Genomic DNA, 12104 nt, shown 5'->3' with positions numbered 1-12104 from the left:
TAAATAACTCGTTAGGATCTTGACTAAATTAACTGTGCGGAAAATCGTTATTGCCGGCAACTGGAAAATGTACAAAACCCAGGCAGAGACCCAGGAGTTTTTACAAGGATTTCTGCCCCACTTAGAGCAAACCCCTCAAGGGCGAGAAGTGATATTGTGCCCTCCGTTCACTGATTTAAGTGTTTTGTCTAAGAGTTTGCACGGTAGCCTCATCCAACTGGGGGCACAAAATGTCCATTGGGAAGAATATGGAGCCTACACGGGTGAGATTTCTGGCCCAATGCTGACAGAACTTGGTGTGCGCTTTGTGATTGTCGGTCATAGCGAACGACGGCAATTCTTTTGTGAAACGGACGCAACCGTTAATCTACGCCTCCGAACTGCTCAAAGGTTTGGTTTGACCCCTATTCTCTGTGTTGGCGAAACTAAACAACAACGAGATGCCGGAGAAACTGAATCACTGATTTCTCTCCAACTCGACAAAGGCTTGGTAGATATTGATCAGGATAATTTGGTGATTGCCTACGAACCGATTTGGGCGATTGGTACTGGTGATACTTGTGAAGTAACGGAGGCGAATCGGATAATTGGCTTAATTCGTAGCCAGTTGAGTAATCCAAATGTATCAATTCAATATGGTGGCTCAGTTAAGCCGAATAATATTGATGAGATCATGGCTCAACCAGAAATTGATGGTGTTTTAGTCGGAGGAGCAAGTCTGGAAGCTGAGAGTTTCGCTCGAATTGTGAATTTTCAGTCACTGTGATGTGCTTTCTTCTCGTTCCCATGCTCTGCATGGGAATGCCTAATAGTAGATTTATGCCAAGCAACTTGATAATTCGAGGACGCTGTTTCGAGTGGGGACAGTGGACTTATTTAATGGGGATTTTGAATGTAACGCCTGATAGCTTTAGTGATGGGGGTGAGTTTAACACTACCTCTGCTGCTTTAGTACAGGCGCAAGCAATGGTGGCTGCTGGTGCTGACATTATCGATGTAGGCGGTCAATCAACTCGACCAGGAGCAAAGCAAATAACTCTGGCAGAGGAACTTGACCGGGTGTTATCGGTGTTACAGGTGCTAAGACCAGAAATTTCAGTCCCGATTTCTATAGATACTACCCGTGCTACTGTAGCCAGGGCATCTGTAGAAGCTGGAGCGGATATTATCAATGATATTTCTGGCGGCACTTTTGACTCAGAAATGTTATCAACAGTTGCAGAGTTAGGTGTGCCGATTATTTTAATGCACATCCGGGGAACACCACAGACAATGCAGCAACAGACTGATTATCAAGATTTGCTCAAAGAAATTTATAGTTTTTTGGCAAGGCAAATTGAGGTAGCAACTTCTGTAGGCATTGATCGGGATAAAATTATTATTGATCCTGGTATTGGCTTTGCTAAGAACTATGAGCAAAATCTAGAGATTTTTCGCCGCTTGCGATCGCTCACAACACTCAACTGTCCTATCTTGGTAGGAGCATCTCGTAAAAGTTTCATTGGTCGCATTTTAAATCAACCAGATGCCAAAGCACGAGTTTGGGGAACGGCAGCAGCTTGTTGTGCTGCTATTTTTAATGGCGCTGATATCCTCCGAGTTCACGATGTTCAAGAAATGCGTGATGTTTCACTAGTAGCTGATGCCTTATTGAGACAAGCCGCACAGGGTGATTGTTAGGTATTACCGTTTTCGGATTTTTTGCCGTTACCTTCTGGATTTTCTGGGTGGCCGATCAACTCATGAAACATTTCACTTGAGTTGGCTGGGTCTATAAAGACAATTTTGGCATTGTTGCTCTCACCAAGTTTTTGGCTAGCATCTACGTAATCTTGAGCTACAAGATATCGCAAAATGTCCCTAGTATCTGGATTGGAACGGAGGGCTTGAGAAATGATTTGCACTGAAGCCATAGTTCCTTCTGCTTTTTTAATGGCAGCTTCCTTTTCTCCTTCTGCTTCAGTAATCAGCGCCCGTTTTTTGATTACAGCAGCTTGCTCCTCTTCCCTAGACTTTCGTACACTCTCAGGTAAGGTAATTCTCTGAAGGTCTAACCGAAGAATCTCAACTCCCCAATCTTTCGTTATATTATTCAACTCGAGTAACAGAGCTGTGTGCATCTCCACCCTAGAGACATTGGTCTGCTCCAGAGTGTTCTGGGCAATGATTTCCCGGAGCGTGGTTGTAGTCACCTGTGTCAATGCTGCTTGAAGATCCTCAATTTCATAAAAGCTTTTCACAATATCTTTAATGCGCCAGTATACAATAGCGTCCACTTCCACAGAAATATTATCTTGGGTAATCACATTCTGAGGCTTGATGTCTAAAATTTGCTCTCGCGTGGTATCTTCCATTACAACCTGATCTACCAAGGGAACAATAAAGTTCAGCCCAGGTTTAAGTTTCCGATGATACTGCCCCAGGCGTTCGACTAGGGCTTCATTACCTTGATTAATCAGTTTTGCAGAACCTAAGGCGTAACCTATAAGCACTAAAACTATAAAAATGATTGGCTCCATATATACTCCTATTCAGCTTTTGGGAGAATTTAGTGTCAAGGATATGCTAATCGCTTGTCATATCTTTGAGTTTAATGTTTTGAGTCGATAATTTTATGAACACCAGCAGCGATGTCTGATGTCGAATCGCTGCGCGTCTTGTACATATTCTGTAAGTAGGCTGTTTGCAGAATGCGATCGCTATTAAAGCACCTTGATAAAACGCTGGCAAGGACTATTTTATGTAATCAACATTACTTGTACTAACATCTTCAGACATCTGGGACTTTAACTCAGTATATTTACATAGATTAATTAAAGTAAATTTAGTAAAATTTAAAAACTTTAGTATAATCCGATTAAAATTGGCTTCACCGTTAAAAATATAAAAATTTTGTACAGAAGCTAGTAATTTTAGAGAGGTTTTGTTAGGGATTGGCAGAGTACTAATTTTATTCAATGGTAGAGTAATTTTCAGATCAACTAGCCTATGGAATTTATTTGTTGCTTTCGCTGGATTAGTAGCCTGATATGAATTGTTTAATCAAGGCATAATCAACTTTTAAAATATATATATATAATTATATTTTACCATATTTATTCGTAGCTAATACTACATTATTCGCCAGTTCATAGTACAGCCATCAAAATTTAGCATAATAATTTTCCCATCATCTCTACTGCTTCTAAGAGTGCATTAGGGCACTTAGATTAACTTTGAGTTAAGTACCGATTTCACGAGACAGAAGTACATGTAACCCCCCTCAACCGGACGCATAGCCTCTTAATCATGACTTTAGCTCAGGGGGATTTTACTAAGGTTGAGGGTAATATTAGAATGGAAACTATTGATGATGAGGAACAAGCAAGAATGACCCAGGTGGTTATAGGAGAGAACGAAGGAATAGACTCAGCTTTGCGTCGATTTAAACGTCAGGTTTCCAAAGCTGGGATATTAGCTGATGTGAAATATCATCGGCACTTTGAAACACCGATTGAAAAACGCAAACGTAAGGCAGTGGCAGCTAGACGCACAAGACGTTTTAAATAAACCTATTTGATGTGAAACTGGCGTTTCTTGAGGTTATGACCTCAACCTCAAACAGGTAACTGCACGTAGTCCTAGCCCGTCGTATACATCGCCATTATTCTTACAAAAATTAAGCAAACTATGCCGCACCTCCATTTAGAGTGCAGATGAGTCACTTTTGCTATGTACAGAAGGCATTAAGGCTTTATCTTAGTTGAATGGAAAAAGCTAAAATAGCTGTCCATCAACTAAAATAAGCGCCTTTGCCAAACTTACAAGGTAGTATTCATCTAACGCTAAGACTCAGAATTATTAATGGTACGGCTATTACAAACATTCATCGCCTTTTCTACCCCCTGCTTGAGGCTTAGTTCAATACACTCAATCACAAACTGAAGTACAAGAGACATCTGCTGATTTTCGGGCGCAGAAAATCGTCCTAGCACATGAGAAACAGCATCAGAATCATCGTTATTAGCTCCACCTTTAGGTTTACCAATGCCGATTCGCAAACGGGGAAAATTTTGGGTACTAAGATGTGCGATCGCACTTTTCATGCCGTTATGTCCCCCAGCCGAACCAGATAAGCGCAGACGAGTTTTTCCCAAGGGCAAATCCATCTCGTCATAAATTACTAGCACTGATTCAGGCGGCAATTTATACCAACTTGTTACCGCTTGTATTGCTTGTCCTGAGCGATTCATATAAGTTAACGGCTTTAGCAAGCGAATCTTACCTCCACCTGGGGCTATACCCTCGCCATACTCACCCTGAAACTTGCGGTTTTCTGATAAAGGAATGCGCCAAGAACGGGAAAGACTTTCTACAGCTACAAAGCCAATATTATGGCGTGTTTGGTCGTACTTGCTTTCTGGATTCCCTAACCCAACAATTAGCTGGGGAATCACCAAAGCTGGTTGCGTAACAGCTTCTGTCATCTTGCCTATAATCAATTGATATTTAGCATTCTCCTAGTAAAAGCGGAAATAAACCTACTATTTCATTACAGCCAAAAAGCCCACAATTAAAGCATTTGTGACTTTTGACTTTTGAGAGCCAGTTGCTTCTCCTAAAGAGAGACCTTGCGCAAACAACGCTCTTAACCCGCGCAACGCACTGGCTCCTTTTGACTTTTAAGTTTTGCGTAGCGGTACTAGCTAGGTTGGGAAGAACTCGCGGTATCCGGCTCAGATTTAGCAGCATGGATTTGCTTAGGTTCCAATTCAGCAGTAGTTTTTACAGCTTCTTCTAACTGTTCTGCTTCTTTTTGAAACTCGTTTTGAAAGTCCTTAGAAGCTTCTTGGAAACTACGAATTGTTTTGCCCACACTCCGACCAATCTCTGGTAGCTTCTTGGGGCCAAAGATTAATAGTGCTACTACCATAATTACAGCCATTTCCGGCAGACCGATACCAAATATATTCATTTTTTATCTCCTGTAACTTCTAAAATCACTACATAGACTCACATATTATTATTCGCCCTTTTGCTGTAATGTATTAAACCAAGTTTCTAAATCTGCACTCACCTGAAAATCTAACAAAGCTTCACCAAGATTTTCTAATTGCTCTAAGTCGAGAGTTTCAATTCGCTCACGCACCTCTTGGGGTAATTCTCCTACGCGCCGAGTTAGTAGACGAACAATGAGCGATCGTTCGCGTTGTTGCGCTCGTTGTTCTCCTTCAGCGAGAATTTCTTGATAAATCACTGATTCGCGCATTATACCCTCCCGAAACAATTGTCGAATCAAGTCCTTTTCGTATTTTAACCCCGCTAAGATTTGAGTGTAAGTAGAAATTTCTAGTCGTTCTCTTGGCTCAAGTTGATTCAGTTGTTGGACTACTTGTTGCAACAAAGCTTGGGGTTGGGTGGTTGCTGTTAGTGGTGCTAAGGGTAACAAAGCCTGGTTATTGAGGAATAGTTCAGGATTTTCTTGCCATAAGCAAATTACGCGATATTCGTGACGAGTGGTTTCAACATTGAAGACAGTTTCAATTATTGTCTCTGGTGTAGAAGGAAGCAATAATACGACAACTTGCGTGATTGGTAGACGATACAACCGATACAATCTGACCCAATAATCAAGCATCCGCAGAGGTAGGGGTGGTGTGGATTCCAGCTTAGTTTGAAATTCCAGGTGGAGAATGCGTTCTTGTAGTTGTAGGAATGTGACATAATCAGCGCGAATTGGTTCAATACTCAATTCGGTTTTGAGGACTGTAACTGCACTTTGCGGTGTACCTAATACTCAACTGGCAAAGGTAGCAGGATGTTTTTCGGATAAAAGTTTGCAGAGGTTGTCAAAAGACATAGAGCAAAATCATCAACGTAGCGAACATACTTTTTTGCTTTGAATTGTTCTTTAATAAAATCAATGCCAATGCATCGGGTAACAACGCTAATGCATCGAGTAACAATACCAATGCATTAGGTGACAATGCTAATGCATTGGGTGACAATACATTAGCATCGAGTAACAATGCTAATGCATCAGGAGACAATGCCAATGCATCCCCTTGGATTAAAAACGTTACGATTTTACGCAAAGCTGTACTTAGATTTTTTCGATAGGTCGCGGCGATAGCGCAGCGTAAAGCCTTCTCTTCGAGACGCTGCGCGAACGGCATAGCTTCTCTACCAGAGGCTGCGCCAACGCTTAGAGCGAGTCATCCAGCGTCGGAGTCCCCCACCATATATAAAAAGACTGAATTCTTGTCCAGTAGCAAATCGCAATTCATAAAAAAACCCGGAAGAACCGGGTGTAACATAACTTGTTATCCAAATTAGATAACTTTATGTATTCATTAGCGTCCTAAACTCCGCCAATCGACTAGTACATCCTGAACCAACAGTGTTTTATTGTAAAGTTGCAGAATAATTAGCAGAAACACGAAAAATAGCGCAATAAAAACAGCCATCACAGGGGTAGTACCCCAACCTGGAGCCACTTTACCATACTCAGAGTTAAGTGGTTTTAGGATATCTCCCAACCTAGTCCTTTGTGCCATAGTTCACCTAAGATTACTTGCCAAAGCTTTTTTTAATCTTCTGTAATATTCTATAAGAATAGCACTCATAATCAATCTCTCAATTATGGAACCCGCAATAGTTCTTAGCATTTCTGTGGCTGCGGTGGTGATTGCCATCACCGGAATTTCGATTTATACCTCTTTTGGCCCTCCTAGCAAGCAATTGAACGATCCGTTTGATGACCACGAAGATTAAAATAGTCATTTGTCAATGGTCTGTGGAAAACCAGAACTGACCACTGAGACAGCAATAGTGGCTCACTATAGCTTGGGATTAATCGCTGGTATCACCTTGAAACTGGCGATTTTCCAAGGCTGTATTGTCAAGATTTGTTGCCCAGATGAGAATTCATTAGTAGAGGAACGCTCTAATAGATCTACTCTATCTCCTAAATTTAAGCCTAAATCACTTTGCAAAGATAACTCGGCTGTTTCTCCGTGACATTCATAACACCGCAAAATTAACTGCTGTGGGTCATCCTCAGATGGCTTGAAGGCCATCAAGATTAAATTTTCAGCTGATAAATCTAGGAACCTCACACCCAACCCCTCTTTACTAACAAAGAGGGGAGAAGTTTTCTGTGGGTTTTGATTAACGGGATTTAATATCACTTGCAACGGTATATTCAATTCATAGCCACGCTGTACTGTATGGGCTGATTCCCAGCTACCAGCATGAGGATACAAGGTATATGTGAACTCGTGAAAACCTCTGTCAGCCTTTGAGTCTGGCCAATTAGGACTGCGTAGAAGTGTCAACCGGAGTTGATTGGGTTTGCTGTCGTAACCGTATTTACAATCATTTAGCAAACTAACGCCATAACGATTTTGGATTTTAGGTCGCACCTCTGGTGCGCTTCCAGCGCAACTGGGATTCTGGATTGTGTCTTCTGCTGTTAAATCAGCCCAACGTAAGGCGGGGACTTCCCATTTTGCTTGTTCTGCGGGGGTTTGCGGTTTAGTTGGACGGCGAATTGCGCCACAGGGAATTTCATAAGTAGCAAAGTCTGCTTCGATGTTCAAAGGAAAAGCAGCTTTCACTAATACATGATTTTCTTGCCAGTTGACAGTAGTAGCTATTTTCAGTAGAGGTGAACCAGCTTGCAGAATATAGTCTTGGCAAAATTCCGATTCACCCAACTGACGCACTACGCGCACACGGCTTTGCACAGGGCCTTGTTCTAACCACTGAATAGATAGAAGATTTGTTGAGGGTAAGGGATGTTGAGCGTAATTGGGGTCTATATTCCAAGCATCCCAATATTGACCACTGTCTTTAAAAGCTTGTAGTTGATTCCCCGCGCCACTCAAAACTTCTCGTTGATAAGTTTTATCAAAAACACTTGATAAATCTCCAGTATCAGGATCTATAACAACTTGCAGGAAATCATTTTCTAAAATCCAGTCTACAAGCAGTGGGGGGAATGAGGAAGATGAGGAGGATGTAGCTTTAGCTTCCCGCAGGGTCGAAGATGAGGGGGAAAGCCAAAATATGCGGTAGCCTATGGGTGGAATTTCGGTGGCGAGAAATTGTAGGGTTGATGGTTGAGATAATTGGGAGACAAGCTGGTTTCCAAAAGTATCGTAAATCTGCCATTCCTCTGGCTTGGGTAAGGCTACAGAGACTACCTCAGAGCGTTGCCAATTGAGAGAATTGAAAACGAAAATAGGCAAACTATCAGGTTTTGGTGGTTCTGATAGGGTAATGTGAGATGCGATCGCTAAAAGTGATTCCTGTAATATCTTCGTTCCCATTTGTTCCACTTGCTGCCACTGGGGCAACGCATCTGTGTAAACTTGGGTAATTGAAGAACCAGGTAAAATATCATGAAACTGTTGAAATAACACCTGCTTCCAAGCTGCTTCGATTTCTGCTTTAGGATATGTCACACCACATACAGTTGCTAAAGTAGCAAATAGTTCAGCTTCATACAATAAATTTTCACAACGACGATTCCAGCGTTTTTGATCTGCGTGTGTAGTATAGCAACCGCGATGGAATTCAAAGTATAGTTCATTATTCCAGGTGGGGAAGGAAGGGGGAGAATCATAATTACTAACAGACGCAATGAATCGCGTCTCTATGATTTGCTGTAAATACTTTTCAGCCGTTGTAAATTCTAAGTCTGGGAAGAAAGGTGACTTTTGCCAGCGTTGGGCGGTTTCTAACATATCACGAGTGGGGCCGCCGCCGTGGTCGCCGACACCGGGAAGCCAGAGAAATTCTGCTAAACCAGTTTGGGTTTGCCATTCCAAAGCGTAGGATGCCATTTTAACTGGGTCTATAGCTTCACCGATAGGTGCAGACATCAAACTAAAGATTTCGCTACCGTCAGGCGATCGCCACCAAAAAGCCCCATAATCAAATTTAGTAGTATCATTCCACCGCAATTTCTGGGTGACAAAATACTCAATTCCAGCATTAGCAAAAAACTGCGGTAAAGTGGCACAAAAACCAAAAGAATCTGGAACCCACACCACAGTTGAAAGCTTACCAAATTTTTCCTGGATGTAGCGTTGACCATACAATAGCTGACGGACTATTGATTCACCAGCAATCAAGTTGAGTTCCGGTTCCACCCACATTCCACCAACAACTTCCCAACGTCCTGCGACTACCTGTGCTTGAATTGCCCTAAATAAATCCGGGCGATGTTCCTCAATCCAAGCATAAAGTGCGGGAGTTGAATGACAGAAAATTAACTCAGGAAAATCTTCTTGCAACTTCAGAACCGACTCAAAAGTGTTTTGCGCCGTATTCCAAGTTTCACTCATAGGCCATAGCCATGCTAAATCTAAATGAGCATGACCCAACAGGAAAATTTTAGATTTTGGGTCAGAGCTTTGGTACGCTGGAAGGGCAACTTGGATTTTAGATTGAATTAAATTTTGACGTAGAGACAAAAACGACTTTACCAATCCCTTCTCTTCCTCCGTGTCCTTGGCGTCTTGGCGGTTCGTAACCTCCCCTACCATCGCCGCCAAAACATCTAACCTCTCCGGCGCAAATTTTTCCAAATAAAGTTGCATTACAGCTAACTCATCAGCCACAAAACCCGGATCAGGATTATTATCAACAGTAGACTCATAAACTAGGAGCGATCGCAATAAAGCACCATCACAATGTCCTGGACTGACTAACCGCAAAGCCACAATAAACTCTTCCCCTGGCGTCACCCCTTGACCCAGAAGCACTCTAGGCAAACAATCAAATAAATCACCCTCCAGCACTAACTCCCCATTCACATAAATCTCAGCAGAATCTGCCCACCAAACCAGCGCTAGCCGCAAAGATAACCCAGCTAAGGAATAGCCGTGTAAATCTTGGGGAACCACCAATCTTTGCACTAGCCATAGCACTTTTTTCCCGCCTGTCCAAGCGATATGCTCTTTAACATTCAACTGGACAGGTTGCCAATGAGACAAATCAGCAGCTACAACATCAGTAATAATCAGGTCAGATTCCTGGGATAACCAAGTAGACTGAAGATTAACTTGACAAAAAGAGCGCAGTTGCTCAATTGCTTGTGAGATGATTTTGGTCTGGGATTGAAAGGCAGTCGGGGTCATATATTCGCTAAGATGAGGTGTTGGTCGTTTTTATTGTTTGGCGCGAGTCTCACAACTTATACAAGACTTGAACTAAAAAATTACTACTATGTCTTCTGGTTCCTCTGGTCGTTATCAAAGCAGACTATTTAACTTTGTCCACCAGCAATCTCGGCGGGTGACACAACAGTGGGAACACACCTTCCGACATTTGCAAGTTGCTACTAAGTGGGGTGTGGAGGTACTACTTTACCCAGTGTATCTATTGTTTCATTCATCTGAATCATCTGGGAAAACGCTACAGAGCAAAGAACCACAAACTAAACTAAAGTTACAACCAAATGATACCGATTTCCAACCAGAAATTCCAAATGTTGATAGTCCCATTCAACATGTATTAGAGGCAGTCAATTATCTATCATCTAATCAAGCCGTTTCTACTCCTGCAAAAACAGTTGAACCTTTCAAACCCTTGGCTTTCTTAGAAGTTTTACGGCTGAAGTTCGCTAAGAATAAGTCTACAAATAATGGGAATATTACTCAATTATCAAATATTATTGATAATCAGACCATAAGTTTCAACCATTTACAGCTAGAAAATGCTCTCAATCAGCATATTCCAGCAGTGCAGGGAATTGCTACAAATTTGATGGATCGTCGTTTAGTACTTGTTACTGCTGACAATGAAATTCTAGATATTTTGACGCCCCAACAGCAGGCGAAATTAGAAGACCGAATTATTAATGAAGTTGCTAATTACTGGAAGTACTGGCGGTTGACTATAGCTAAAAAGGAAACGGAGCTATTACCACAAATTGACAGTTTATTAGCAAAACTTACTGATGGAAATACAGCTAACAATTTAGTTTTAGTCGAGGGAATACCAAAAAATTTACCCAATACAGATAGATTATTAGCATTTATAGATAGAACCTTTGCTAAGTTGGAATCAAATGCTTTATTACCTGTGCAAGAACGTAGCCAGGAAATTGTCAAAGTTACCCAAACTCAATTAAATATATTTCTTTATGGCAAAGAGCAATTAGCTGGTAGGGGAGAAATTACAGCTAATGCTGACGGTTTAGAAACTCATACACTCAATCTTCAGACTTTGATTGAGGCAGCGCTTAATTACTTTTTTGGTGTTGGGAATAGAAAAACACTTGAGTCGATAACCAGTGATGATAAATTACTAGGTAAACTATCATCATCAAGCCTGAGAAAGTCCTTGTCCAAAAACTTTCAGTCAGAGAACCAGGATTTAACAGATGATCCTTGGCTAACATGGAATGATTTATTTGGCGAAACCGAAACCATTGCCCAAAAGCCAGTTACACTTTGTGGGAGGATAAATCCTGCTTTAGCCTCAAGTTTATCAATAGCACATTTTCCACAAAATAATTTGACTGTAAAACAACCTAAAGTTGGATCTGGTTTAGTGCGAAGAAGTCAAAAAACATCTAGAATTGCTTCTGCAAAACAAACTCGAACTAGCATTTCCCAAAGTAAAAATGAGAGTTGTAAAGGGGAAATTTTACACCAACAATTTCACCAAAGCAGTCAAGTTGAGGCGCAGCCAGACTGGATAGAAACCAAAGCAACTTCAGCAGGTTACGAAAAGCACCCCTTAGAGCAACTTTTGGAATGGGTTGATTATGTTATGCTCTGGCTAGAAGAGAAATTTGTAAAGATTTTCCAGTCTTTACGGCAACTATGGCAGGGTAAATAATTCTTAATGACGCTTGTTCCTCTTTACAAGACGCACTCGCGTTCGCTAACGTAATTCGTAATTAAGATTCGTTATACCATTTCTTTGTGAGGCTGCGCCAAATTTTCTTTCTTCCTTTGTGTCCTTTGCGCCTTTGCGGTTCGTTCCTAATATAACTTGGCGTATCATTATACAGAATTGGTATTAGATTTAATCTGGGTTTACAGATTTACATATTTTAGCCGAGTTTTGGATAAATTGTATAAGTAGGTAGATATTTTTTAAAAAAA

General features: G+C 41.3%; 11 protein-coding genes and 1 pseudogene. 5 read left to right on the top strand and 7 right to left on the bottom strand.

All coding sequences use genetic code 11. The features are described 5' to 3' along the window. Positions 1-34 precede the first annotated feature (34 nt). Positions 35-766, top strand: coding sequence for a triose-phosphate isomerase (gene tpiA, locus V7L20_RS23675; RefSeq protein ID WP_334746654.1), 732 nt, complete (start codon positions 35-37; stop codon positions 764-766). Between the two features lie 53 nt (positions 767-819). Beyond that, positions 820-1680: a dihydropteroate synthase gene (gene folP / locus V7L20_RS23670; protein ID WP_334746428.1), complete on the top strand. Its 861-nt coding sequence runs from the start codon at positions 820-822 to the stop codon at positions 1678-1680. On the opposite strand, the gene V7L20_RS23665 is transcribed toward folP, so the two are convergent. Further along, the gene (locus V7L20_RS23665) at positions 1677-2519 is read right to left on the bottom strand and encodes an SPFH domain-containing protein (protein ID WP_334746427.1); all 843 of its coding nucleotides are present in this window, start codon (positions 2517-2519) and stop codon (positions 1677-1679) included. The two genes, folP and V7L20_RS23665, sit on opposite strands and share 4 nt — an antisense overlap. Before the next feature lie 850 nt (positions 2520-3369). Between V7L20_RS23665 and rpsU the strand changes: the two genes are divergently transcribed. Then, positions 3370-3549: a 30S ribosomal protein S21 gene (rpsU, locus tag V7L20_RS23660; protein ID WP_334746653.1), complete on the top strand. Its 180-nt coding sequence runs from the start codon at positions 3370-3372 to the stop codon at positions 3547-3549. A gap of 275 nt (positions 3550-3824) precedes the next feature. Here rpsU and pth read toward each other — a convergent pair whose 3' ends face one another. From pth to psbH, 5 genes and pseudogenes are all read right to left on the bottom strand, one after another. After that, positions 3825-4466 carry an aminoacyl-tRNA hydrolase gene (gene pth / locus V7L20_RS23655; protein ID WP_334746426.1) on the bottom strand — a complete coding sequence of 214 codons (642 nt, stop codon included), beginning with the start codon at positions 4464-4466 and terminating at the stop codon, positions 3825-3827. Between the two features lie 215 nt (positions 4467-4681). Then, a complete protein-coding gene (locus V7L20_RS23650) occupies positions 4682-4954 on the bottom strand; it encodes a TatA/E family twin arginine-targeting protein translocase (RefSeq protein ID WP_334746425.1) in 273 nt (90 codons plus the stop codon). Positions 4955-5002: 48 nt separating this feature from the next. Further along, a pseudogene (locus tag V7L20_RS23645) lies at positions 5003-5839 on the bottom strand (Rpn family recombination-promoting nuclease/putative transposase). Continuing rightward, the gene (locus tag V7L20_RS23640) at positions 5829-6155 is read right to left on the bottom strand and encodes a hypothetical protein (protein ID WP_334746424.1); all 327 of its coding nucleotides are present in this window, start codon (positions 6153-6155) and stop codon (positions 5829-5831) included. The pseudogene V7L20_RS23645 and the gene V7L20_RS23640 overlap by 11 nt, the downstream one beginning before the upstream one ends. A 177-nt stretch (positions 6156-6332) precedes the next feature. After that, a complete protein-coding gene (gene psbH / locus V7L20_RS23635) occupies positions 6333-6536 on the bottom strand; it encodes a photosystem II reaction center phosphoprotein PsbH (RefSeq protein WP_334746423.1) in 204 nt (67 codons plus the stop codon). Between the two features lie 85 nt (positions 6537-6621). Here psbH and psbN point away from each other — a divergent pair, with 85 nt between their 5' ends. Then, on the top strand, positions 6622-6753 hold the full coding sequence (psbN, locus tag V7L20_RS23630) for a photosystem II reaction center protein PsbN (RefSeq protein WP_109011889.1): 132 nt from the start codon (positions 6622-6624) through the stop codon (positions 6751-6753). A 65-nt stretch (positions 6754-6818) separates the two neighbouring features. On the opposite strand, the gene V7L20_RS23625 is transcribed toward psbN, so the two are convergent. Then, positions 6819-10127: an alpha-mannosidase gene (locus tag V7L20_RS23625; RefSeq protein WP_334746422.1), complete on the bottom strand. Its 3309-nt coding sequence runs from the start codon at positions 10125-10127 to the stop codon at positions 6819-6821. Between the two features lie 88 nt (positions 10128-10215). Between V7L20_RS23625 and V7L20_RS23620 the strand changes: the two genes are divergently transcribed. Further along, a complete protein-coding gene (locus tag V7L20_RS23620) occupies positions 10216-11835 on the top strand; it encodes a hypothetical protein (protein WP_334746421.1) in 1620 nt (539 codons plus the stop codon). The last annotated feature ends 269 nt before the right edge of the window (positions 11836-12104 follow it).

Origin of the sequence: Nostoc sp., assembly GCF_036916735.1 — a bacterium.
Classification (GTDB): Bacteria; Cyanobacteriota; Cyanobacteriia; order Cyanobacteriales; family Nostocaceae; genus Nostoc.
Note: the sequence above shows the minus strand (reverse complement) of the source record. Positions and strands in the feature narration are given on the sequence as shown.

Bases quoted from the DNA above. Each gene is read 5' to 3' on its own strand.
- folP (WP_334746428.1), top strand. From the start codon at position 820: ATGCCAAGCAACTTGATAATTCGAGGACGCTGTTTCGAGTGGGGACAG.
- V7L20_RS23665 (WP_334746427.1), bottom strand. From the start codon at position 2,519: ATGGAGCCAATCATTTTTATAGTTTTAGTGCTTATAGGTTACGCCTTA.
- rpsU (WP_334746653.1), top strand. From the start codon at position 3,370: ATGACCCAGGTGGTTATAGGAGAGAACGAAGGAATAGACTCAGCTTTG.
- pth (WP_334746426.1), bottom strand. From the start codon at position 4,466: ATGACAGAAGCTGTTACGCAACCAGCTTTGGTGATTCCCCAGCTAATT.
- V7L20_RS23650 (WP_334746425.1), bottom strand. From the start codon at position 4,954: ATGAATATATTTGGTATCGGTCTGCCGGAAATGGCTGTAATTATGGTA.
- V7L20_RS23640 (WP_334746424.1), bottom strand. From the start codon at position 6,155: ATGCCGTTCGCGCAGCGTCTCGAAGAGAAGGCTTTACGCTGCGCTATC.
- psbH (WP_334746423.1), bottom strand. From the start codon at position 6,536: ATGGCACAAAGGACTAGGTTGGGAGATATCCTAAAACCACTTAACTCT.
- psbN (WP_109011889.1), top strand. From the start codon at position 6,622: ATGGAACCCGCAATAGTTCTTAGCATTTCTGTGGCTGCGGTGGTGATT.
- V7L20_RS23625 (WP_334746422.1), bottom strand. From the start codon at position 10,127: ATGACCCCGACTGCCTTTCAATCCCAGACCAAAATCATCTCACAAGCA.
- V7L20_RS23620 (WP_334746421.1), top strand. From the start codon at position 10,216: ATGTCTTCTGGTTCCTCTGGTCGTTATCAAAGCAGACTATTTAACTTT.